The 22343-nt window shown below is 60.2% G+C and carries 21 protein-coding genes; 14 read left to right on the top strand and 7 right to left on the bottom strand.

All coding sequences use genetic code 11. The annotated features are described in order from the left end of the window. Together BMW76_RS38455 and BMW76_RS38450 are read left to right on the top strand one after the other, a co-directional pair. Nucleotides 1-284 (top strand): ATP-binding protein (locus tag BMW76_RS38455; RefSeq protein ID WP_177200622.1); only part of this gene is annotated, 284 nt, incomplete at its 5' end. Between the two features lie 14 nt (nt 285-298). Continuing rightward, the gene (locus BMW76_RS38450) at nt 299-1891 is read left to right on the top strand and encodes an ATP-dependent helicase (RefSeq protein ID WP_090873948.1); all 1593 of its coding nucleotides are present in this window, start codon (nt 299-301) and stop codon (nt 1889-1891) included. Between the two features lie 599 nt (nt 1892-2490). Here the strand turns inward: BMW76_RS38450 and BMW76_RS38445 are convergent. The 7 genes from BMW76_RS38445 to BMW76_RS38420 all read right to left on the bottom strand — a co-directional run bounded on the left by BMW76_RS38445 (nt 2491) and on the right by BMW76_RS38420 (nt 9257). Then, entirely contained in the window at nt 2491-3828 is a 1338-nt protein-coding gene (locus BMW76_RS38445; RefSeq protein ID WP_090873947.1) for an IS4 family transposase, read from the bottom strand. A 138-nt stretch (nt 3829-3966) separates the two neighbouring features. Continuing rightward, the gene (gene ltrA / locus BMW76_RS38440) at nt 3967-5604 is read right to left on the bottom strand and encodes a group II intron reverse transcriptase/maturase (RefSeq protein WP_090873946.1); all 1638 of its coding nucleotides are present in this window, start codon (nt 5602-5604) and stop codon (nt 3967-3969) included. A gap of 840 nt (nt 5605-6444) precedes the next feature. Then, nucleotides 6445-6654 carry a hypothetical protein gene (locus tag BMW76_RS40845; RefSeq protein ID WP_143062443.1) on the bottom strand — a complete coding sequence of 70 codons (210 nt, stop codon included), beginning with the start codon at nt 6652-6654 and terminating at the stop codon, nt 6445-6447. Between the two features lie 99 nt (nt 6655-6753). Next, the gene (locus tag BMW76_RS40840; RefSeq protein WP_143062442.1) at nt 6754-7098 is read right to left on the bottom strand and encodes a hypothetical protein; all 345 of its coding nucleotides are present in this window, start codon (nt 7096-7098) and stop codon (nt 6754-6756) included. An 87-nt stretch (nt 7099-7185) separates the two neighbouring features. Next, the gene (locus BMW76_RS38430) at nt 7186-7638 is read right to left on the bottom strand and encodes a bactofilin family protein (protein WP_090873944.1); all 453 of its coding nucleotides are present in this window, start codon (nt 7636-7638) and stop codon (nt 7186-7188) included. Between the two features lie 13 nt (nt 7639-7651). Next, on the bottom strand, nt 7652-8560 hold the full coding sequence (locus BMW76_RS38425) for a hypothetical protein (RefSeq protein WP_090873943.1): 909 nt from the start codon (nt 8558-8560) through the stop codon (nt 7652-7654). A gap of 91 nt (nt 8561-8651) precedes the next feature. Continuing rightward, nucleotides 8652-9257 carry a DUF1845 domain-containing protein gene (locus tag BMW76_RS38420; RefSeq protein WP_090873942.1) on the bottom strand — a complete coding sequence of 202 codons (606 nt, stop codon included), beginning with the start codon at nt 9255-9257 and terminating at the stop codon, nt 8652-8654. 664 nt (nt 9258-9921) lie between these two features. Here BMW76_RS38420 and BMW76_RS38415 point away from each other — a divergent pair. The 12 genes from BMW76_RS38415 to BMW76_RS38360 all read left to right on the top strand — a co-directional run bounded on the left by BMW76_RS38415 (nt 9922) and on the right by BMW76_RS38360 (nt 21731). Continuing rightward, nucleotides 9922-10188: a DUF7696 family protein gene (locus BMW76_RS38415; RefSeq protein WP_090873949.1), complete on the top strand. Its 267-nt coding sequence runs from the start codon at nt 9922-9924 to the stop codon at nt 10186-10188. Continuing rightward, nucleotides 10185-11495 carry a recombination directionality factor gene (locus tag BMW76_RS38410; RefSeq protein WP_090873941.1) on the top strand — a complete coding sequence of 437 codons (1311 nt, stop codon included), beginning with the start codon at nt 10185-10187 and terminating at the stop codon, nt 11493-11495. Before BMW76_RS38415 ends, BMW76_RS38410 begins: the two co-directional genes overlap by 4 nt. A 168-nt stretch (nt 11496-11663) precedes the next feature. Continuing rightward, entirely contained in the window at nt 11664-11873 is a 210-nt protein-coding gene (locus BMW76_RS38405; protein ID WP_090873940.1) for a hypothetical protein, read from the top strand. A 12-nt stretch (nt 11874-11885) separates the two neighbouring features. Beyond that, complete coding sequence (locus BMW76_RS38400; RefSeq protein ID WP_090873939.1) at nt 11886-12368, top strand: NADAR family protein; 483 nt, start codon at nt 11886-11888, stop codon at nt 12366-12368. Between the two features lie 80 nt (nt 12369-12448). Further along, complete coding sequence (locus BMW76_RS38395; RefSeq protein ID WP_090873938.1) at nt 12449-13828, top strand: metallophosphoesterase family protein; 1380 nt, start codon at nt 12449-12451, stop codon at nt 13826-13828. Nucleotides 13829-14049: 221 nt separating this feature from the next. Further along, nucleotides 14050-14583, top strand: a complete 534-nt coding sequence (locus tag BMW76_RS38390; protein WP_090873937.1) for a hypothetical protein — start codon at nt 14050-14052, stop codon at nt 14581-14583. Beyond that, nucleotides 14571-16892, top strand: a complete 2322-nt coding sequence (locus BMW76_RS38385; protein ID WP_090873936.1) for an AAA family ATPase — start codon at nt 14571-14573, stop codon at nt 16890-16892. The genes BMW76_RS38390 and BMW76_RS38385 overlap by 13 nt, the downstream gene beginning before the upstream one ends. Before the next feature lie 72 nt (nt 16893-16964). Further along, on the top strand, nt 16965-17147 hold the full coding sequence (locus BMW76_RS41720) for a hypothetical protein (protein ID WP_090873935.1): 183 nt from the start codon (nt 16965-16967) through the stop codon (nt 17145-17147). Nucleotides 17148-17451: 304 nt separating this feature from the next. After that, complete coding sequence (locus BMW76_RS38375) at nt 17452-18012, top strand: phospholipase D family nuclease (protein ID WP_090873934.1); 561 nt, start codon at nt 17452-17454, stop codon at nt 18010-18012. An 84-nt stretch (nt 18013-18096) separates the two neighbouring features. Beyond that, the gene (locus tag BMW76_RS38370; protein WP_090873933.1) at nt 18097-18942 is read left to right on the top strand and encodes a hypothetical protein; all 846 of its coding nucleotides are present in this window, start codon (nt 18097-18099) and stop codon (nt 18940-18942) included. 74 nt (nt 18943-19016) lie between these two features. Next, nucleotides 19017-20819, top strand: a complete 1803-nt coding sequence (locus BMW76_RS38365) for a phosphoadenosine phosphosulfate reductase domain-containing protein (RefSeq protein ID WP_090873932.1) — start codon at nt 19017-19019, stop codon at nt 20817-20819. A gap of 69 nt (nt 20820-20888) precedes the next feature. Continuing rightward, nucleotides 20889-21731, top strand: coding sequence for a deazapurine DNA modification protein DpdA family protein (locus BMW76_RS38360; RefSeq protein ID WP_245763566.1), 843 nt, complete (start codon nt 20889-20891; stop codon nt 21729-21731). Nucleotides 21732-22343 lie beyond the last annotated feature (612 nt).

Genomic DNA, 22343 nt, shown 5'->3' with positions numbered 1-22343 from the left:
AGTGTCTGATTCTGGACGACATCGGCTACGTCCAGCACGACCGCGATGAGATGGAAGTGTTGTTCACCTTGCTCGCTGAGCGCTATGAACGCAAAAGCATCGTCATCACCACAAACCTCGTATTCTCGGAATGGGAACGAATCTTTAAGGACCCGATGACCACGCTTGCGGCAATCGATCGAGTGGTGCATCACAGCGTCGTGCTCGACTTGATGGGAGTCGAAAGTTACCGGGCAAAAGCGGCCGGCGCGAAGCCGACGGCGCCGGCCGCAGTAGCATCATAGGGCGGCAATTTTAGTTGTCGCCGGTGGCAGTTCTAGTTGACGCCAGACACGCGGCGATCGAGCTGCGTGAGCGCATCCTCCACGTGGCGGGCAAGGCGGTGAAGACGCGCCTTGTCGCGGGCACGTTCCATTCACTCGCCTACAAACAGCTTCAGCGTCCCGGTGGACGGCCGCCCGACATCGCAAGCGACGGTGACCGCCTCGGGCTGCTCATCCGCGTCATGCAGGATCTCGGGCTCGACGGAAAGGCCGAGGACGTCATCCCGACGATCGAAAAGATCAAGACTAATTTCGGCCGGTGCGACGTCAACAGCGCCGACGGCCAGTTGTACAACGCCTACCAGGAGGCGCTGGCCCGCAACGGGAAGATCGATTTCCAGGACATGCTGCGGCTCGCCGTTGAAGGCATGCAGAACGGCACGATCCTGCCGTATCCGTTCACTTACCTGCTCGTTGACGAGTTTCAGGATACTGACCCGCTGCAGTATCGGTGGATCGAGCTTCACGCAAAAGCAGGCTCGGTCGTAACAGTGGTAGGCGATGACGATCAGAGCATCTACGCTTTTCGCGAGGCACTCGGCTATCGAGGCATGGAATCCTTCATCAAGGAATTCGAAGCCAAGCCGGTCGTGCTCGGGAGCAACTATCGGTGCCGCGCCGAGATCCTCGCGGCCGCTGACCGGGTGATCCGCAACAATCCGGACCGAATCCCGAAAGTGCTCCGCGCTGAAAAGGGCGCCGGCGGTCGGGTCGAGGCATCCCGCCATGCCGACGAGTACGTGGAAGCGGAAGCGGCTATCGAGGCACTTGCACCGTTACTGCAAAACGGCAAGACGTGCGCGGTCCTCGCCCGGACTAACCGCAACCTTGATCCGCTCGAGGCCGTCTGCCGTTCGTATGGCGTGAAGTATCACCGCGCGTCGGGGGCATCGGTTCTCAATCGTCCTGAGGGTGCGTTGCTCTGCAATCTGCTGGAGATCATTGAAGGCGTGAAGGCGACGGGGCTTGACGCCGTGCTGGCGCATTCGGGACTGCATGCCGACCATTTGCGTGCGCTGCACGCGAACATGGGCGCGGAGCTTGTTCAGAAGCCCCGGGCCGAACTGGTCGAGCTGGGCATGCCGGAAGACGTCGCAACGAACTACCGCGAGTTCATGAAGCGGCTCGCCGAATGGCGGGGACTATGCGAGCGGAAATTCTATTCGTTGGTGCTGTCGGGTGTGAACGAGTGGATGCTCAAGTACACGAAGAAGGAAAACGGAGTCCGCACCATCCAGGCGACGTATGACGTGCTGTCGCGTCTGACTGGATCGTTCGCCGAGCGGCTGCTGTTCCTCCGGCAGGATAACAACGAGCCCGCAACAGACGCGCTTGTCCTGACGACGATGCATAGCTCGAAAGGGCTTGAGTGGGATCATGTCTGGATCGCGCGATCCGAAGACACCATCGTCCCTGATGCCAAATCAACTGAGCCAGAAGAGCGGCGGCTGTTTTACGTCGCGATGACGCGCGCGCGGGAAACGCTAATGATTTCCGGGACATCGAAGAACTTCGCGTCGCGGTTTGTCACTGAGGCGCAGATCGAAACCGCGGCGCGACCGGCTTAGCGCGAGAGCCGGCTTCATTGAACCTGTCGGTGCATCCAATCGGGCAGCCGCGGGTGCGCCAGCCTCGCGACAGAGCGCCGACAGTTCCCTTGGTAGAACTCCCTGCAGGTCCGCGTTCCCGAGGCCGTCGAGCATCAAGTTCATCGGGTCAGCCGCCCTGATACGCAGTCGCATCTGGAACTGCTGCAGCCAGATAATCCATGGCCCAATTTCCATGGCTCGGCGCCGGCTATAAGATTGGGCATTTATTCGCAGCGGGAGAGCGGAACATAGTATTCGGCAGGACACGTTCGCTTTGGCAGGGCCGGGTCGCAAGCGCCGTTTATCGTGCTGTAACGTTGTATATGCCGTTCTTCTACCTGTCCCGGCTTAACTACGAAGTTGCTTGTCCCCAATCTACCGTCTTCCCCATTGCACACCCAATAGTTTTGGTTGTGACTGCCGCAATTAGCGTTGTGTGCGATATACCGTGCAGTTCGCGAAGCCAACCTCCTTTCCGCCTTGTTGCAGGTACGGTTTCAGGCTAGTGCCGTCGTTCACGATATGTTGCGCTTTGTTGATCACCTTTCCGTCCTTATACCCATTTGATTACACACAACTCATTCGTCAAGTTCTCGTGCGTACCTGAGTCCGGCGGCGAAATCCATCACGCGCTGCAGACCTTGCCAGATGGTCTTGACTCCGGGTTCGCCATCGCCTTTGCGCGCCATGAAGCCGCCAAGCATGGCGACCAGACGCACAGCCTCATTCAGTCGCGGTGACGTCCTGGGTGGTTTCTTTTTATTGAGTATGAATGCCGCGCGCCACTCATCGCGCTCGAACAGAAGTTCTGCATCCAGGTCCGGGCAAGTTCGGCCCAGTCGCATCAGCCGCGCAACGCGCCACGCGACCACCATGAACAGTGCCAGGGCGCGCTCAAGCCGTTCCTTCGATGTGAGCTGCAACGCCTCGACCCGGCAGCCGTTCTTGAGTACGTGAAAGAATAGTTCCACCTCCCAACGCGCCCGGTACCAGTCAATAAGCTGCGCCGCCGCATCAAGGTCGTTCGCCTGGCGATTACTCAGCAGCCGCCATTCAACCGGCTTGACGCCTGCCGGTGGGTCGACCTCCCGGGCGACGATACACGTGACGCTCACCACGTCGCCTGCGGCATCAGGCAACGCGACACGCTGCGCCCACACCTGCTGCCGGATCGTGCGCGCCGGCTGAGCCTGACGGGCTGCCAGCGTAAAGTGAATTCTGCCCAATGGCTTGCCCGCAGTAACCTTGTTCCACAATTTGCCGCTTTCAGGCAGGGTGCGATTGTGCTGCGAGCGCAGCAGCCAATCGGCCGGGTTGTCCAACTCGCGTGCCTTGACCATCAACGCCATGATGTCCGACTCCCGGTCAGCCACGTAGACGAGCCGCGTGGCAGGCAGCACCGCAGCCTGTTCGGCAACCCGTTCATATCCTTCGATCCAGCGAATGCTTTCCTTGAGGCCCGGGCGTACTCCATCCGCGCCTTTGGGTTCGCGTGCCCACATGAAGGCGTCAAGCACGCCCAGCGGCTCGCGCGATGGCGTTACCGCATAAGTCGGGTGCAGATACATCCCGCGTTGGGCCTCATACGACAGCGGCCCCAGGCCCGTAATCGCCTGGCCGCTAAAGTCCAACTCCGTTGTGTCCTGGATGCATAGCACCACTTCGCAAGCTCGCATCCGCTCCGCTGAGCTTTGCCAGTGGGGCGCCAGAATATCGCGCCAGTCCAGTTCATCCTGAGCAAGAAAGCGGTACGCTGCGGCCGTTTCCGCCCAGCCGCCGCAGGCGTTGGGTATGCTTGCCGTCGGCTTCTCTGCGAGCCGCTGCGCGAGCAGTACGGCGCGCTTGTTCAGACGCTGGTCGCCCAGGTCGATGTCCTTGAATTCTGTCGCTGCCCATCCCGCTGCCTCTTGCTTCATGCGCTGCGCCGGGTAGCCGGACGCGGTTACCCGCGCCCGGCCCCCTAAGAACCGTGCATGCTTCTTTCGACGCACACGGCTCAAGCCTCTACGAAGGCACCTCCCGGCACCCGGTGTCACAACTCTATTTCTGGCGTACTACGGATTTCTGCGGCAATTGGGATGGTGTAGTTCGAGGTTGCTCGCTGAGTCCGATCCGCCTTCGGTTCTTTTCACAATGTGCCGGACATCCCAGGGGGTGCCCTGTGTGATAGGTTCCTGACAGGTAGGACACAGGCCGTCCTGCCTGAGCCAGACGCGGTAAAGCTTCGCACGGCCTCTCGACGATTTCAGCATTTTCTTGCCCCACCGGGACTCGAAGTACTGTTCCCATTCTGGGTCGTGCGGATTCGCGTTGGCTTTGATCTTGACATGCCGCTGTATTGGCGTGTCCGACTCTTGCAGCAGGGTAAGCTCCCGAGTTGTTCCATCTTCTCGTTTTTCTGTGGCGGTAAATACCCAGTTCCGGGTACCGCAGGTCTTGAAGTATTTCTCTTTGACCCATCTGGCTCCTTTATTGGGGTGCCGTCGTACCGCCCATCTCCATAGCATTGACCAAATTCGGCTGTCATTGCGAGCAAAGGTTGCCTTGGCGACTACATGGCTGTGGTAATTCGCCCATCCACGCAATATCGGGTTGAGCAGCCTTATCAGGTTGGCCTGTTTAGCCGTCTGGTTGGCCTTGATGACTTCGCGGATTTTGTCAAGGTGCGCTTTGACGTTCGCTTTGGACGGCTTCATCAGCAGCTTGCCGTTGTACTTGCGGATGTTCCATCCGAGGAAGTCAAATCCCTCACCGATGTGCGTTATTCTGGTCTTCTCTGGGGACAGGACTAATCCACGTTCCGCCAGAAATTCAACCACTGCGGGCTTGACCTGCTGTTCCAGCCACTCTTTCGAATGGCCAGTAATGACGAAGTCGTCCGCGTAACGCACCATGTTCATTTTCAGGCCTGTTCGTCTCGCCTTTGGAAACTTCTCCGCCAGTCTGGCTTCGAGACCATCCAGTGTCATGTTGGCTAAGACAGGGCTGATAATTCCCCCTTGCGGGGCACCTGCCTCAGTCGGGAAGAGCTCGTTCTGATACACGAATCCCGCCTTGAGCCACTTCTCGAGGATCGCCTTGTCCGTCGGGACATGGGCGAGCATCCAATCGTGACTGATTTTGTCGAAACAGCCTTGAATGTCGGCCTCTAGCACCCATTCTGCGTTTGCCTTTTTTGCTAGCGAGACGAAACACTGTCCCCCGGCATCCGCCGTTGAGCGCTCCGGCCTGAACCCATAGGAGTTCAGATCGGCGGTGGTTTCCGCAATCGGTTCCAGCGCTAGCAAATGCAGCGCCTGCATCGCGCGGCACTTCATCACGGGAATACCGAGCGGCCTCGTCTTGCCGTTTTTCTTCGGAATCAGTACTCTCCGAAGCGGAAGTGGCGAGTAGCCCCGCCTCTCCAACGACGCAATCGCGTTGGTCTTTGCCCCCGATGTTTTCCAGGTTACCTTGTCCATCCCGGGGGTGTTCCTGCCTTGATTTTCAGTCACTCGTTTCACAGCTAATGCCTTGCCGCTAAACGAGTGGGTCAGCAGCCATTGCAAGGCTTTCACCTTGTTATGGCGGCCAGCCTGTGACGCCTTCACCATACGCGTCTGCAGCTCTCTTACGTGCCGTTGGACTTTGGCCCAATTGATGCCGTCCCACGTCACGCCAGAGGGTGCACGCGCCTGTGTTGCAGCGCTCATTTGCTTTCCCTCCGCTAAGATGGTTCTGGAAACTCTCTGGTGAGGAGAGACCATGAGGAAGTCTGCCCGCTTTCGCGTGAGGTGATGTTGCAACCTCTATCCGTCCCATTACAGGCCGGCGTTCGCTTTTTCCCCGTTCCTGTGCCCGCACCGCCATGGGCAGACTTTGCAGCCTGCTGTCCCCGAGGGGAGCGATACGGGGTTTCCACGTTCCACTTGCAAAAGTACGTCGGGTTAGGTGCCTGCTGTTGACCGGGAGGCATGTGGGTCACGAAAGCGTATTTTGAAGACACTGTTCCCACCTCCGTTACCGTTTTGGTGCAAGCGTAGTAGCCACTTCCGCTTGTTTCTCGTCACGATCTTTATCACAGATTCAAATGTTTTCACCCTACCGACTATCTGGCACTTCACCGGCGCGTGGCTGCCAGAAGGGTACGCCTCTCGCGATTGATACCCCGCACCTTACGATGCTTCGTTACGTTGTCGGAGCCGCTCTTGATTCAGGCTCCTAGATTCCACCGGTGACACGGCAGGTTCCCTCCGTTTCCGTGGGAACAACTTCTACAAGCGACATCGTGTCGCAACCAAAAAGCAAGAGTAAACGCCACTCCGAAGAAGTTTACAACCCGCCCCGCTATGTCATTGACCGTAAACGACTTTCTCGGCGCCTACGCACTTGTGTGTAATGAAATGCCTTATACCAGGTGATGTCCAGCGTTTGAATCGTCGCGGCCGCTTGAGCGTTGGCGATGAATCCTGCGGCAATAGCCGTTGCGAAAAGTGCTTTGCGAATCGGTTGCATGTGGTTCTCCGTATCGATTGTGAATCAGGTGTTGACCGTCATGGCCGCGAGGCATGCGGCTCGGGAATCAGTGAAGCAATGTGCTGCTCGAAGAACTGGGCAGTCAGAGTGAAGCGGCTCCGGTGCGGCGTGTCATCGGGCATCGCCTGCCGGTTGATGAAGCGGCCGTCGCTGAGCATGCAGAAACAGAGCCCATCGAAAGCGGCTTCCTGTGCTGCGGCTTCCCAGTCGACGGCGTGGTGAGTCACGTCGGTTCTGAGGCGGTCGTTACGCTGCGGCGGCGAAGTCGTCTGGGCGTTTGCGCGGCAGCACGTTAGCCAGGGTCACAGCGAGCCAGCTGGTGATCGCTACGCAAAAAAACCAATTGCCGTGTCGCGCCAGACGCGGCGCGATGTGTTTTCCACGTCGGCACGCGTTTGCGCAAAGCTGGCTTGCGCGACCTCTATCTTCGTCTGAAGTGCTTCGGGTGAGTTCAGGCCGTGTCTGGCCAGAAGCGCCGATGCATCCGCGGGTGGGAGAATGCGTATGTCGCCGGCGAGCAGGGCGAGCCGCACAACATCGGTTTGAATGAGTGAGGCTCGGGCCATAGCTGAGCCGTTATCGACATAGGCCGAGACCATGTTGACCACGGTCAAAGGCATTGCAATGGAAACGGCTACCGCGGCCCATTTGATTACTTTCCTTATCTTCATCTTTTCGTACCTTTGTGGCGATCTTCTCAACCTGGCGCTTGTGGTAAAGGGTTCGCTGGACTGGTAGCTGCCAGCAGTCGGTTTGGTTTAGGCCTTGGCGCGCGATAACTCGGTCACGTTCGACTCGGTGCGCTCCTGCGTGGCCGCAGCGGTGGACGTGGCTGCAAGCTCGGGCTTTGCGCTCTCGCTCGCTTCCGGTTCGACCGTCAGCATGCGGGCCACGCGCTTGAGCGTGCCGTTGAGCACGGCGCGCGGTCCTAGGCGGATGGTGCCGCAGTACATGATGTCGCCCGAGACGTGCCCGTTGATTTCAAGAGTGCCGCGCGCATGGACGTTGCCGTCGACGCGACCGTCGATACGAACGTGGTCGCCCTGGACGTTGCCCTTTATCAGACCTCCGTCGCCGACGTGCAGAAGGCCTTGCGTCGAGATAAGGCCCCCGTCGAGCAGGCCGAAATAGCTGATGCCGTGATCGACGATCATGTCGCCGCTGATGGTGCAGCCGGCGGAAACAAGGGTGATCGAAAGTTCGTTTTTCATGTCGGGGGGCTTCCTAGAACATCTTCACTTCGGCAGACCCGGCGCGGTTTTCGGCCGAGGGTCTGGCGTCTGTATTGGACTCTGCGCTCTGCTCCGCGCGAGGGCGCGAGATGTGATGGCGAGCGGCGCGCGCCGGTTTGGCTGCTTCGGCAGGCTGCTGCGCCGGCTGCAACGCCGGTGCCGTCTGAGCAGCGGTGGCTGGCGCTTGTGCTGTTGTGGCCGCCGCCTGCGCTGGCTGCGTCGCGCTCTGCACGGGCACGACCGGCCTCGCGACCGCTACGGGCTGGGCAGGTGCGGCCGGTGAAGGGCTCGCCGGTTGCTGCGCGGCCGCGGTTGCCTCTCTGCTCGACCCCGCACGATGGATTGGCGAAACCGCTGCGAGCTGCGCTTCGCTCGTCAGCGCGGGCGTGGTGCCTACCGTGGCGGCCTGCGCGCTGCGCGCCGGTGCTTTCAGCGAATCGCGGAACTGGTCGGCTGTCAGGCCAAGTGAGCGTGCTGAAGCAAAGTCGCTCGCGCTTAGTGCGGGCGCGGCACTAACAGGGTGAGGGGGTGTCGCATTGACCTCCCGGTAAGCCGGGGCTTCCTGATTCGCCGGAGCCGCGTTAAGAGCATCGCCTTTTCGGCTGGCGACCTCCGCTGTCGTCGGAGCTGTCGTTGCCGTGCCGTGGCTCGCTTCCAGATTTTTGTAGAGCGACGCTGCGCCCATGCCCGCCATCGCGACCATAGCCGCAATGGCCAGGGCGATCGTGGCCTGCCGTGCGCGCGGCGCGATCCCCGCAATACGTTGGTGCAGTGCGCGGGACGACTCTGGTGCTGATACGTCGCCAGGGCCGGGCAAGGCGGCAATCTGGCGGGGAAGGTCGATGACCATCGAGTCCGGGGCGAACTGAGCGTGCAGTCGCTGGATTTCGCGAATGTCCATGAAGATGCCTCTTCTCGTTGTCTGGGTTACAGCCTGCCCGAGGCTGCTTGAAGTCAAGAAACCTGGTCCGGCAGAGCGGAGTTAGCGGGGTTCAGTGGGTGTCGTCGGAGTCGGGAAGCAGGACGCCTTCGGGGGCATACCGGTCGTTGTCCGGAATACACAACTGGGGAATCTGCTTGAGGCGCGCGGCTGCGGCGTCAAGCGCAGCCTTGCGTTCGTGCGCCATGACCGAGCGGCCAGCGAGGGCTTCCATCGTCTTGAGGAAAAGCCGGTCATAAATCGTGAGCAGGCGAACGAGGCGTCCCGACAAGGGGTGCTTGATTTCGAGTGTGACGCGCTCGGGCTCAAGACCGGTGCGCCGACCGTGCAGCCGGTTCGCCCAGGCGAGTGCCTTGCGGAAGAAGGTTTCCGCCGTGTGGAACTCCGCTTCCAGTGCGAGGAGCTTGCCGCCGCGCGCAACCGTCATCTTTGCCGCGCAGAAGTTGTAGTCGGAGCGGACAAAGGTGCGGGCAAAATCGGAGTAGTACAGCAACTCGGTTTTTGCCAGCGTCTCAGGATGGATGCGTGCGAGGCGGTCATCGCTGGTGAGGCGCTTGATGGGGCGCAGGACGCCGGAGACCGGCTCAGTCGCAGTGGAAGGGGAAATCAGCCGTTCTGGATCAACCGCCTCGGGCTTTTCCGTATCGAAGCCAGACATAACGTGTTCTCGGTGTATGTGTTCTCTCTCACATAAATTCTCACTGAACACCGATGAGTCAAGCGGGCAAAAGCTATATCAATTTCGCGAGCTTTCAGACGCCTACGCCTGTCATTTGCCCGGATACTTCAATCCATTCCCCGCGTCTCTGACGCATCGACTCGACTCCAAGCCCGGAGTCCATCTTCTTTCTCCAAGTCGTGCCTTTGGGCATGCTCCGACCGGATAGCTACCGGTGTGGATATCTTCTTGTGCTGAATCTGCCCGCTACAGATTCCCCTATTTCAGCTGTGATACTCGTACCCTGGCCTGCATTCATTTGCGCCGGTACATCGTTCGAGCCCAGGTTTTCGGGTGTTCTCTCTCCAGAGCCTGATCTGGGTAGAACGATCGAAGTTGGCTGATCCGTGATTCCTGCGGCGGAATGTATTTTCCGAAAATGGGCTGTTGCGCAGCGTGACCATGCTGCGCGAGGACGACTTTACGTCCTCTGACAGAGCGCTCCGGCTTTCCGGTGCCGCTCCCTGCACGCCACGTCCCCAGAAGGGACGTGGCGCGTAGGTCACATCTATCCCCTATTCACGAAGCTCGCTCCCTGACCGGAGCGGGCTTTTTTTTCGTCCATCCATTCCGGATGGGCCTTTCTCAACTGGAGATGTTTATGTTGTTGCCCGACCGCCTCAACGAGCGTATTGCCGAGGCTATCAAGCATCAGATCGATAACGAGCGTGCCGCTTCGGATACGTCATCCGACGCCTGGCGCAGCCGCTGTGAAATTGCGCAGGTTGCGATGTACAGCGACGCCCAGCGCTTTGTCTTTATCCACCATGTCAGCGAACGACGCGGTAGCGCCGCAGCCCGGGAGATCGAATCTCAGGCCAGCACGCTACGCACGAACGCCATCTTTTTTCTCGCAAGGAAACCATCATGAATGCAGTCGTCCAGATGTTCGACAACGCGCCTCGCAGTCTGGTCGAAGAGCGCGCAATCCGACCGCCGATCATTGGCAAGATCCGGCCCGGTATCAAGGTTCTTACACGCAACGCGCAGGGCAATCCGGCTGCCGTGAAGCTGTACGACGAAATGGTGGCCGCCGGCGACTCGTACGAGACGATCGGAAAGGTGATCGAATCGAAGCTGAATCTTCGCAATGCGCTGATTCCGAGAAACGTCGCGCATTTCACCTGCAGACGGTCGGACTTCTCGAATCCTGACACCGCCGATGAAATTCTGAAGCTCTACGGAGAGGATCGTGGCGACGGCCTCAAGCTGCACCGCTTCCCGGTGATGTTCGCCTTCGACGACTGGCTGCGTAATGTGCCTAATCAGATGGCGGCCTATACGGCGACAGGACGGCAGTATTTCTCGGAGTATGGCCGTGACGGCGAGCGGTACTGCAAGACGTATGCACCGGTCGAGCGCGATGAGCGTGCGAAGCGGGCGCGGCGGACGTTCGGTGGTCGCCTTGTCATCCAGCGTCAGGATGACGACATTCCCGACGGAATCTGCGATCCGCACGTGTGTCCGCAGTATCAGGAACGCAAGTGCAACCTGAGCGCCAACTTCGTGTTTGCAATTCCCGACGTGAAAGGCTTGGGACTCATCGAACTTCCAACGAATTCGATTTATGTCCTGCAGAAAGCGTATTCCGCCATGCAGACGGTCTCGCTCGCGCGAGGCAGGCTGACCGGCACGCGCTTCTGGCTGTCAAAGAAGGAGTTCGACATCACGCGAATCGACGACAACGGGCAGCCGGTGCGTCAGAAGCAGATGCTAACCGTGCTCGATGCGGATATCGATCTCGGGGCATTGCTGGATGCAGGCGATGAGCCGCAGCCAGCGCTCGAAGCGGCGAGCCGTGCAGTTGCCCTGATCGAAGCCGGTGGCAATGTCGAGGTCCTGTCGCAGGCCATGACAGAGGCAGGCTCCGGGACCGTTGCGCAGATGCAGGGCGAAACGGTCGGCGCAAGCAGCGCAGGTGCCGATGGCGGTGGCGAGCCCGAAGAGGGCGAGTCGCTTGAAGACAAGCGTCACCGCATGTCCGACCTGCTTAACCGCCTGGGGCTCAGCCAGCCGGATCGTCAGCAGGATTTCCGCCGCTTCGCGCACGTCAGATTCGGGCGCGGCTGGGCGGAAAGACCGGCAGACGTTGATCAGATGAACGCACGCCTCACGGCAGCGCTCGACGATCGCGCTGCGCTTGATGACGAGATCTTGCAGGCAAAGACCTACGTCTAACCTTGGACCGGCCCCTTCGGGGCTGGTCGTTCCTTTCTTCACTTTCGCGTATCGAGAACCCTTCAGCAAGCGACACTTGCTCAAGTGTTTTCGACCGCGCATCCCTGCGCATCGAATCCTTCCGCCTGACGGCGGATCATTTTCCTGTCTTGATGGAGTATCAACGTTATGTCGAACGATCTGAGCGCCCTGACGGGTCTGCAGGAGATGCGTTGCGGTGGCTGTGGTGGAGACCTGTTCAAGGTCTTCACTGCGGATCGAACGCAGCGGATCGTTGTCCAATGTCAGCAGTGCATGAGCACGTCGTTTATCGAACCCGTACCTGCGAAGCTGCAGATCAACTGGGGAGAGGGTGACGGCCGCATCACAGTCTTCTAGGAGCATTCAGCGATGCGCAAGGTAGACAACTTCACGCTGTTTTTCGGCGCTGATGACGCGCTGAGCAACTGGCATCCGTGCCGGTTCAGTTATCACGGCGTGGACTTCACCTCGGTAGAACACTTCATGATGTTTTCCAAAGCCAAGCTGTTTGGCGATGAGAACGCAGCGGCAGAAATCCTCGCGGCGCGTCATCCCAAAGATCAGAAGGCGATCGGACGGGGCGTGAAAGGTTTCGACCTTGCGACGTGGGAAGGCAAGCGCGAGTCGATCGTTTATGTCGGGTGCCGGGAGAAGTTTGCCCAGAACCCGGGATTGCGCTCGCTGCTTCTGGCGACGGCACCGACCGAGCTCGTCGAAGCCAGTCCTTACGACCGTATCTGGGGCGTGGGACTGGGCGAGCGCGACCCGCTGATTCTCGACAAGGCGTACTGGCGTGGAACGAACCTGCTCGGCATAACGCTGATGAAGGTGCGTGACACCCTGTCCCGCTGACTTTTTCAACTGCGCCACTTGGCGCACCACCATCCATTGAGGCTGCCCACGGGCGGCCTTTTTCTTTTTCAGGAGGCGACGTGAAAATCGCTCACATCTCTGACCTGCATTACTCGCCGGAAAACCTCGATGAGGCCGACCGGTGTTTCTCGTACGCGGTCGATGACGCGCTCAATCGCTGCATGGATGTCGCAGTGATCTCCGGCGACTCGACAGACCATAGGCTCGATGCACATGCGCCGGCGCTAAACCGGTTGGCGACAAACATCAACCGTCTGTCGCTCGGTATGCCGGTTCTTATGCTGCAAGGCACGTTTTCGCATGAGCCGCCCGGCACGCTGCGTAACTTCGCGCTGATGGGAACCACTCACCCGGTTTTCATTGCGGAGCGCGTGCAGCAGGTCAGCCTATTCGAGGGGCGTTTCTTCGAATCCGCAGGCCCTGTCTTCAACGACGAGGAGCTTGCGAGCGTGCTGAAGCTTGGCGCCGACGTTGTGTTCACCTGTTTGCCCTCCATCAACAAGGGGCAACTGGCGGCCGCGGTCGGCGCGAAGAATGCAGCAACCGGGCTTGAGGCGGTGCTGGGTGACTATCTGGCAGCGGCTGGGCGCATCAATGCACGGCTTCGGGCAGCAGGCATTCGAACGGTCGGTGTGTCGCACGGCACGGTCAACGGTTGCACGACTGAGCACGGCGTCACGATGGCGGGCTTCGATCATGAGTTTTCACTCGGTGCATTGTTCGAGGCCGAATGCGATGCCTTCATGCTGGGCCACATTCACAAGTCGCAGCAGTGGGAGCGCGGTGGCCGTGTTGTTGCCTATGCGGGTTCCCCTGGCCGGTTTCACTACGGCGAGGAAGGTGACAAAGGCTATCTGGCGTGGGACGTTGAGACGGGGAACGCGAGAGCGTTGCTTGTTCCAACGCCGGCGCGGGAGACGGTCTGCGTTGACTTCGACGGCCCTCCGGACATGGAGCGACTCGCTGCCATTGCTGCTGAGGCGGGCGACAAGTTCGTTCGTGTTCGTTGGCAGGTGGACGAGGAGCATCGTCAATCGGTAGACCGGGACGCAATCGAAGCGCTGTTCGCTGGCGCGTCGGCTCTCAAGCTCGAGCCGCGCATCCTGCCGGTCGTTCGCTCGCGATCGCAGGGCATCAGTATCGAGCCGACGGTCGACCGCAAGATCGAACGGTGGGCCGAGCATGCGAACGTTGAAGCTGCGCCGATCGTTGAGCGGTTCCGGTTGCTCGAGTCCGGCTATCCGGAGGCGATTGCTGCCGCGGTGCTTGCCGGCCTGACAGACGATGATGTAGGCAGTGCTGCTATTGGCGACGGTGCTGTGGCGTCGCTGCCTGAGCCAGTCTCTTCATCGGAAAGCGATACGGTGCCTGATGCGACGGTCGAGGTCGTGCCCGCAGCGCAGAAGTCGTGGCTCGAAGATGATCTGTTTGCAGCGTAGTTTGCTGCCCGAATGCGGGAGAGGCCGGTATGGCTCTCCTGCAGTGGAACAGTAGCCCTGTTCCGATAGCTATCGCAGCTATCGAAACGAGGTTTCACCGCGTCCTACGACGCATCGATGTAGTCGTTGCTTCACCTTTCTCAGCAGTTTCATTTTTTTTACCCTGGCGGGGAGCGATCCCTAACGGGGCGCACTCCGCCCGTTACTTACGGAGTGCAATCATGTTTGGTCTATATCCTGCTGGCTCTGAGTGGGTTCGCGTGTTCGCCCTGGACGATCAGGACGAACGCGACATCCAGAAGTCACTCGTCGACCATGCCGGCTTCACGCCCGCAATTCTTCACCAACCCTTTGGGAAGGATCGCGGAGCAGTGCTTGCGCAGTCCGGCCCGATGCTCGTCCTTCGTGCGACGACGCCTGGATGGAATCAGGTCGTTGTCACGGCTGCCGTCGAAATGCAGCATCTGCTCTGGTCTTATCACATGGGCATGGCGACGCAATGGTCCCCGATGGAGATTCGCACCCTGACCGGCTATGTCGGGTGGGACGAACTTCTCACGTGTGCCCGCCGCGAATTTGCCCGGGCCTGTGAAAAAGTCGAGGCAGCAATCGCAGGCAAGCTTCATGCGCCTGTGGCGGTTGCAGAGAGAGTCGACCCGATGGTCGAGCCTTTTCCCGACGATGACGATGTCGCCTTCTATTCGCGCATGGCAGCAATGTCCGAACCGATGGAGGTGTCGTCATGCGGCCTCTGAAACTGACGCTCGAAGGCTTTTACGGCGTTCGTGACGGGATGAGGCGCGAGAGCGTCACACTCGATCTGGAGTCGTTGCCGGAAGGCCTGCTCGCGCTTGTCGGCCCTAACGGGGCGGGCAAGACAACGATCATGGATAACCTGCATCCGTATCCGATCATGCCGTCGCATGCCTCGATGCTTTCGGTCGATGCCTTTTCGTATTGGGACCACATCTGTGGCACCAGTGCGCTTAAGGAACTTGAGTGGGAGCACGACGGTATCCGTTACCGTTCGACGTTTTCGTTCAGGAAGCCCGGCAAGACAGGCAAGGCGGAGTACTACCTTGCATGGCGTGGATCGGACGGCGCGTGGCATCCCGTTACTTTGCCCGACGGCACAGTGTCGGACGGCAAGGCGGCGACATATAACCGCTGTGTCGAAGCCATCAACGGCTCGCTTCAAAGCTTTTTCACCAGTGTCTTCTCCGCGCAGAACCGACGGCCGCTCGCGTCGTATGGCGCGGGAGAGATCAAGACGCTGCTCGCGGAGATGCTCGGCATTGAACACCTGAAGGCGCTGTCGGCGAAAGCCGGCGACGTCGCGAAGATTCTTGGCCGTGCGCTCGATGAAATCCAGACGGACCTGACTGCACTCGCGGGCAAGCGGCAGCGTAAGGCGGATGTCGAACGCTCCGTGCTTGCACAGGGCGAACTTCTACGCGATACGCGTGCACAACGCGATCTGAAGCTCGAGGAAGCTGCGAAGCTGACTCAGGAGCGTGCGACGCTGGCCGCGAAGGCGGGCGAATCGGCAACTGCCGAAGCTCGTCTGCGCGAACTGTCGGTCCGCGCGCAAGAACTGGTCAAGGGCGTGCAAACGCTCGATGGCGATGAGCGGGCAGCAGCCGCTCGGACCCAGCAGCGCGTGAATGTCGTGAAGCAGACGGTGACGACTCATCAGGCGACGCTTGCCCGCAAGGAAGCGATTCTGGGAGCGGCGGCGAAGCGCGATGCAGCGCAACTGTTAATCGGTCGCGAGGAGGCAAAGCTGGAGCCTCTGCAGCGTGTGATCGCCGATCTGGAAGCGAAGCAGGTCAGTCATGCGACGCTTCAGACCGCGCTTTCGGGCCTCATGACGCAGGGTCAGACGAAAGCCGCCCACTTCGAGACGTTGACGAAGCAGGCTGCAGTCGTCGACCAGGTGCCGTGCGTGGGGCATGCGATGCATGCCACGTGTCCGTTGCTCAGTCAGGCGCTGCAGGCTAGATCGCAGGCAGAAGAGCAACGCGTGTCGGTGGCCGAACTTCGTGCGCAGTACCGCGAAAAGAAAGCGCAGGCCGACCTGCTGGCTCCTGTTGTCGCGGAGCTTGCGGCAAAACGCGGCGAACTTGCTGTGTTGACCCGCACCCTGAGCGACGCTCGACGTGATCTGCAGGCGGCGACTGAACTCGCTGCCAGCAAGCCACTCCTTGATGCTGCTGCGACGGGCCTCGAATCTGCGAACGTGGAACTTAGGGACGTCACGGAAGAAGCGGCTGCGCGAGCTGCCCGATACGAGTCTGAAAAGGCGCGTATGACGGCGGAGATGGCCAGAATCCAGCAGGAATCGAAGCAGCTTGCAGCCGTCGATGTGACGGCCGCAATTGCAGAGACCGACCGGAAGCTGTCCGCAAATCGCGAAGCAGTCGCTGCGCTCGAGGGCAGGATCGAAGGTGCGATCCGCGCCCAGACAGTGCTACAGGCTGAGGCCAACGGACTGGATGCAGACCTGAACGGGTTCTCTGCTACGCAGCGGCGCGCCGACCGGCTCTCCGATGAAATTGCGCAGTGGAAGCTGCTTGCGAAAGGGCTCGGCAACGACGGCGTCATTGCGTTGACGATCGACGACGCGGGTCCCGCACTGGCTGACACCGTCAACAGGCTGCTGCTTGCCTGTTACGGCACACGCTTCACGGTCGAGATCCGCACGCAGCGCGCGCTAGCAAATGGCGAACTGCGGGAGGGTTTCGAGATTCTTGTGCATGACGCCGAAGCCGATAGCACCAAGTCGGTGTCGGTGATGTCCGGTGGCCAGAAGGTCTGGATCAACGAGTGTCTGACACGTGGCATTGCGCTCTATCAGGCGCAGAACACTGGTCAGCCTTACCAGACGCTTTTCAGTGACGAGTCCGATGGTCCGCTCGATCCGCAGCGCAAGCTGCAGTTCATGCGGATGAAGCGGGAGGTGCTGAAGCAGGGCGGGTATGAGCGGGAGTTTTTCATCTCGCAAACGCCCGACCTCGTCAGCGAGGCCGACGCCGTGATCGACGTTCAGGCACTGGCCGCGTGACGCAACTTTTTTTAACCCTGTGGGGAACGCCCCCACAGGGCGTTTCTCGCCTTTTCCCTAACGAGAAACGCCATGTCAATCAATCGAAATTCCCGAACCCGTACCGAAACGGTGACGGTGTCGGTTCGTCCTGCCGTGCCTCGGTCTGGAAACACTCACCTCTATGTCCTGAACGGCTCGCTGTTGCGTGACGTTCTTGTCGATGAGTGGGTCACTGTCCAGACGGCCGACCCTTCTGATCTGCGCACCGCGTAAGCGGAGCACCTTCCCCTTTCTCGAGAAACCACGATGAATAATTACTTTTGCTGCTGGTGGCAGCAGGCTCTTCGTCGCTCTGCGCCTGTACTACGCAGCCACAGGCGCACGCAGTAAGCGCGCGTCCCGCGATTGTCGTTCATGCCCCGCGAGGCGAGCCTGGTGACTTTCGCGTTTGTCCGGACGGCAGGCTGATCACATATCCGGTCAGCCATCCCAAAACCTGCACCTGAGCGGGCATTGAAACGCCTCGGCGCCCCTTACAGGGGGCGGGGCTTTTTCCGGTAAACCAACGGAGCTTCCCATGAAAAAGCAGATTGTCATTGCGACGGTGGCCGGCGCGCTGGTAGCGGGCGCTGGCCTGCTATGGACGCAACCCGCTTTCAGCGCGACAAATGATGTACAGGTCCCCTTTTCGCCGGACGGAGGTGCGGAGCAGCTCGTGCTGCAAACCATCCACGGCGCACGGCAGTCGATACGAATGATGGCCTACTCGTTCACTGCGCCGCCAGTCGTTAGAGCATTGCTCGATGCGAAGCGGCGCGGTGTGGACGTGGCAGTCACTGTCGACTACCGCAGCAACGTCGACGAAGACCGTAGTGGAAGAGCTGCGGCCGCAATGGGCGCACTCGCGTATGCAGGCGTGCCGGTCATTGTCGTTCGCGCATTTCCAATCCAGCACAGCAAGTTCCTGGTAGTGGACAACGCGACGGTCGAGACCGGTTCGTATAACTACAGCCAGGCGGCCGCGCGCGTGAATTCTGAAAACGTGCTGGTGCTGTCGAACCATCCAGAGATTGCGAAAGCGTATCTGGATGACTGGAAGGCAGTGACGTCGCAGGGCGAGCCGTACCGCGCCCGCTAACGGCGACACAGCCTCGCTATTTTTCTATGACCTCGCGGGAAGCGATCCCGCCGGGGTCGCTCCGCATTCACTTGTGGAGTTTGTATGGTTGATGCAGCACCACCGTCCGCGGCGGCCGCAATACCTCGCTGGCTGGCGCCGTATGCAAGTGGCGAGAAGCAGGGCTGGTCGCAAGCGGTAATGGCGTACGCCGATTACTACTGCGTCGATGGCAGCGCTGACGATGATCCCGAGGTTGATGAGCGTCTGATCATGCACCGCCCACCGATGGTGGGCTATGCGAGTCGTACTGGCACGCGCCGCAACCTTGATGCGCTGGCGCTTGCCGGCTGGCATCTCCTCGTCTCGGCGAAGGGCGAACACCGTACCGAAGGCATGCGCTACGCGATCGACAACGGCGCGTGGACCGCCTACCAGCGAGGCGAACCGTTTGACGAGTCCGCGTTCCTAGCGGTCGTCGACAAGCTCGGTGAGCGCGCTGACTGGATCGTCCTTCCCGATGTCGTGCAGGGCGGCCTCGCTTCTCTCGACTTCTCATTGCGGTGGATGGAGCGTCTGCGAGGCATGCCCTCGCAACTGCTCATCGCCGTGCAGAACGGGATGCAACTGGAGGACGTCGCGCCATACCTCTCGCCCGTCGTTGGAATCTTCATCGGCGGATCAACCGAGTGGAAGGAATCGACAGCCGAAGCGTGGGGGCTACTCGCGCGTCGACGCAATTGCCATCTGCATGTCGGGCGGGTCAACTCGGCCCGCCGTATTCACATCTGTGCGGCCGCCGGCGCTGACAGTTTCGACGGCAGCGGGCCAAGCCGCTTTTCCAACGCGTTACCACGGCTAGACCGGGCGACCCGGCAGCCTGACCTTTTCGCAGCGGCCGATCAGTCGCTTGAAGAGGCGCAGGCAGCGAGTCTGGGTCTGACCTTGTAACGAACGCATGACTTTTTAACCCTTTCGGGAGCCGATCCCCGAAAGGGTCGCTCCCATCTTTTCCGGAGCGAACGATGGACCGTGACATTCATACCTTGATGGAAAACGCCATTGCGTCGATGCAGTCTTATATCGAGCAGGGCCACGTGCTGGCCGCAGGCGTAAGCGGCGGCAAAGACAGCACGTGTGCGATGGTGCTGATGCTTGAGGCAGTCAGGCGCGCAAAGCAGGTCGCGCCCGACGTCAGACACTACATAACGTCGTCAGATACGACCATTGAGAACCTTAGCACTGCGAACTTCCTGCATGCGATGCTGGATGAGGTCGCGATGTTTGTGGAGGATAGTGGACTGCCGGTCGAGATCCACATCACAAAGCCTTCACTCGCCTCTCAGTTCGTTGTCTCCACCATAGGGCGAGGCACGCTGGTCCGAACGCCTGAAAACGGCGTGCGGGACGGCAAGCGGATGAGGGCGTGCGCAGATTCCTGGAAGTTGCAGCCACAAGGCAGGCTTCGTGCGCGTCTTGAAAAAGAGGCGTCATCTGCCCGCGTGAAGGAAATCATTAACGTCGTGGGTACCAGGCTCGCCGAAAGCGCGGCCCGCGGCGCGGCCATGATCAAACGCGGTGAAAGTGCAAACGCGGCTGTACGCGATACACGCGGCGCGCTCGCCGTGTCACCGCTGTGTGACTGGACCACTGACGACGTCTGGACGATGCTCACACTCTTCGCTGATGAAGCGAAGCGGCCTTTCCCATGTGCCTTCTCGCAACGGACCATCGAACGCCTCTCGGATCTGTACCGTGCGGCCAACGATGGGATGTGCGGTGTCGTGCTCGGCGAGGACGGTCAGCGTGCTGCGTGCGGGAGTCGGTTTGGCTGCGTTTTCTGCTGCGTGGCGGGCGAGCGAGATCGCTCGCTCGAATCGATGGTCCGCGAGCCGGAGTACGCGTATATGTCCGGCCTGAACGATTTCCGGAACTATCTGCTCGCGACGCAATGGGATCTCGACCGGCGCGAGCTGGTGGGGCGCTCGTTGAGCGACAACGGCTATATCCGGGTTCAGCCTGATGTGCTTTCGTACAAGGAGCGGATCAATCTGCTGCGGTACCTGCTGACGCTCGACGCACTCGAAGTGGAGCGCGCCGAGCAGCACGATGCGGATCTCGCGAGCGGTCGCATCCCTGACACACCTGAAAATCGCGAGCTGTGCGAGATACAGTTTGAAATGATCACACCCGCCCAACTGGTGGCGATCGATTTCATGCTGTCGATGCATCACTACGCGCCGCACGCGTTTCCAGCAATATCCATCTGGTTTGAAGTGCATCGCCTCGGGTTTCGCTATCGCGTCCCACAGGTAGAGGTATTCCCGAAAGTCCCGATTCCATTGCATGGCTGGTATCGGGTCGGCGGCTTTGATGCAGAAGCACCGACCGACGGGTTGCGCGACTATGCGGCCGAACAGTGGAATCCGTATCGACATCCGGAACGGCTATCCGCGTATGCGCAGACGACGAGCGGCGAACGCACCGTCTACTTCGAGGAGAGCGATCAACTCGACGTGGATGCTTCGCGGGCGTGTGAGTTCGTAACCTGCGCATTTGATCACGCGTGGTATGCGCGAGTTCAAGGGTATGCGGCAATCGAATCAGCACGTTTCTGGCTCAACGAGACGATGCTGACGCTTCCTGTTGGCGCGTCACAACGCTATCAGGACATTGCCACGCGCGGGCAGTATTTCGCGCGTCTCGCTGAGCGGCTGAATCTCACACCGGCCGAGCTCGATCGGCACCTTGTCGACAACGCCATCAGTGACGCGCAGATGCGCGGCATCGAAGGGCAACAGATGCATCTCTTTCCGTTGGCCGCGTAAGCGGTCTTCTTTCTCACCCATGCGGGGCGGCCCGCATGGGCTGCTCCGCGCTTGTACTGGAGCACGTTTATGCAACGTGAATCACACGTCAGCCGAATGCCCATGTCGCAACTCAATGCGCACGTCGATGACGGCCTGTTGATCCGCGGCGGGATTCCGCATAGTGGCGGCAAGCTGGCGTTTCATGCCTTCAATGAGGGATTCGCCGGTATGGTGTCCGCGTCTGCCTTCTGGAACCCGAAGGCAGGACGCTTCCGAATTCCTCAAGCAACCGATCTGACGGAGGTCGATTTTGCGCTGGACAGCGCGGGCTTTACCGCAATGAAGCTGTTCCAGTCGAAGGGTCAGCAGTCCGGAATTGCCGGCGTCTATCCGTGGACGATGGAACAGTTTGTTGAACTGGCCTCGTTCTCCGGGGCGGCATGGGTCGCGCAACCCGACCTTTGCTGTGAGCCGGAGCTGGCCGTCGATCAGCAGGCGATCGACTATCGGGTGAACGCGACGGCGACGCTGCTCGAAGGCATGCTTCGCGTCGTGTATGCGTGGCAGGAGCAGCTGGCCCGGACAATGAATGCGAATGCCGTACAGAACATGGTTCGTATCCCCGTACCAGTGGCGCAGGGCTGGTCGGTTGGCGATTACCGCCGGAGCATCGACCTGATGATGCACGTGTGGGAGCGTTGGATGCCGTGGGTTTCACCGCCAGCGCTTATCGGACTCGGTTCGGTCTGTCGGCGGCATCTTACTGATCCGCATCACGGCCTGCTCGCGATTCTCGAAGGCCTGGAAGGTCATCTTCCGCTCGGCGCAAAGCTTCATCTGTTCGGTGTGAAGGGACAAGCGCTGGAGCGCGTGAAGATGTATGACTGGGTGGCCAGTGTGGACTCGATGGCGGCCGACTTCGCTGCGTGAATGAAAGCACGACAGGCGGGAGTCTCCAATACGATTGCGAACTGTACGGCTGAAATGAACCGCTGGATGGCGTCGGCGACTCTGCGCGCAACGCTTGCTAGCGGCGATCAGTTCCGCCTCGCTTTTCACGTTGATTCAGTTTCCTGGTAACGAGCCCGTGCGTCGATAGACGCGCGGGCTTTTTTGTGTGCCGAGCATGCGCAACAGCTTCGGGGTGAAAGTCCCCTGCCCAGCCTGATGGTGGCGAAGGGCTAGCGAAACGCAAGGGCGTCGTCGCGAGGCGGGGTCTGAAGGAAGCGTGTAGCAAAGCCACGACCTGACGAACAGAAACCAGATACGAGGCCTACCCAGCCGGACGAGCGAGCAAATGATCGGGAAGTCCACAACCATCAAGGGCTGGTTGGTAGATCTGGCAGGTGTGTGGTGAAGGCGGTTGGGCTTACCTCGGCCTGCGCGGCGTCTCGCACTGCCAAACCGGTATCTACGCTCTCTTGGACTTCCCTCGGTCGGTCCAGTCTGCCGCGCGTCAAACAAGATGAGAGCAGCGCGTCAATCAGGATGAGAGTACTGGCGTTGCGGCAGCGGTGGAGGGCGTAGCCCGGAACCGCTGCC

The organism is Paraburkholderia diazotrophica, from assembly GCF_900108945.1.
GTDB classification, from domain to species: Bacteria; Pseudomonadota; Gammaproteobacteria; order Burkholderiales; family Burkholderiaceae; genus Paraburkholderia; species Paraburkholderia diazotrophica.
This window is presented reverse-complemented; position numbering and strand designations above follow the sequence as displayed.

Coding starts and splice junctions, on each gene's coding strand:
- BMW76_RS38445 (WP_090873947.1), bottom strand. CDS start 3,828: ATGAAGCAAGAGGCAGCGGGATGGGCAGCGACAGAATTCAAGGACATC.
- ltrA (WP_090873946.1), bottom strand. CDS start 5,604: ATGAGCGCTGCAACACAGGCGCGTGCACCCTCTGGCGTGACGTGGGAC.
- BMW76_RS40840 (WP_143062442.1), bottom strand. CDS start 7,098: ATGAAGATAAGGAAAGTAATCAAATGGGCCGCGGTAGCCGTTTCCATT.
- BMW76_RS38430 (WP_090873944.1), bottom strand. CDS start 7,638: ATGAAAAACGAACTTTCGATCACCCTTGTTTCCGCCGGCTGCACCATC.
- BMW76_RS38425 (WP_090873943.1), bottom strand. CDS start 8,560: ATGGACATTCGCGAAATCCAGCGACTGCACGCTCAGTTCGCCCCGGAC.
- BMW76_RS38420 (WP_090873942.1), bottom strand. CDS start 9,257: ATGTCTGGCTTCGATACGGAAAAGCCCGAGGCGGTTGATCCAGAACGG.
- BMW76_RS38410 (WP_090873941.1), top strand. CDS start 10,185: ATGAATGCAGTCGTCCAGATGTTCGACAACGCGCCTCGCAGTCTGGTC.
- BMW76_RS38405 (WP_090873940.1), top strand. CDS start 11,664: ATGTCGAACGATCTGAGCGCCCTGACGGGTCTGCAGGAGATGCGTTGC.
- BMW76_RS38400 (WP_090873939.1), top strand. CDS start 11,886: ATGCGCAAGGTAGACAACTTCACGCTGTTTTTCGGCGCTGATGACGCG.
- BMW76_RS38390 (WP_090873937.1), top strand. CDS start 14,050: ATGTTTGGTCTATATCCTGCTGGCTCTGAGTGGGTTCGCGTGTTCGCC.
- BMW76_RS38385 (WP_090873936.1), top strand. CDS start 14,571: ATGCGGCCTCTGAAACTGACGCTCGAAGGCTTTTACGGCGTTCGTGAC.
- BMW76_RS41720 (WP_090873935.1), top strand. CDS start 16,965: ATGTCAATCAATCGAAATTCCCGAACCCGTACCGAAACGGTGACGGTG.
- BMW76_RS38375 (WP_090873934.1), top strand. CDS start 17,452: ATGAAAAAGCAGATTGTCATTGCGACGGTGGCCGGCGCGCTGGTAGCG.
- BMW76_RS38370 (WP_090873933.1), top strand. CDS start 18,097: ATGGTTGATGCAGCACCACCGTCCGCGGCGGCCGCAATACCTCGCTGG.
- BMW76_RS38365 (WP_090873932.1), top strand. CDS start 19,017: ATGGACCGTGACATTCATACCTTGATGGAAAACGCCATTGCGTCGATG.
- BMW76_RS38360 (WP_245763566.1), top strand. CDS start 20,889: ATGCAACGTGAATCACACGTCAGCCGAATGCCCATGTCGCAACTCAAT.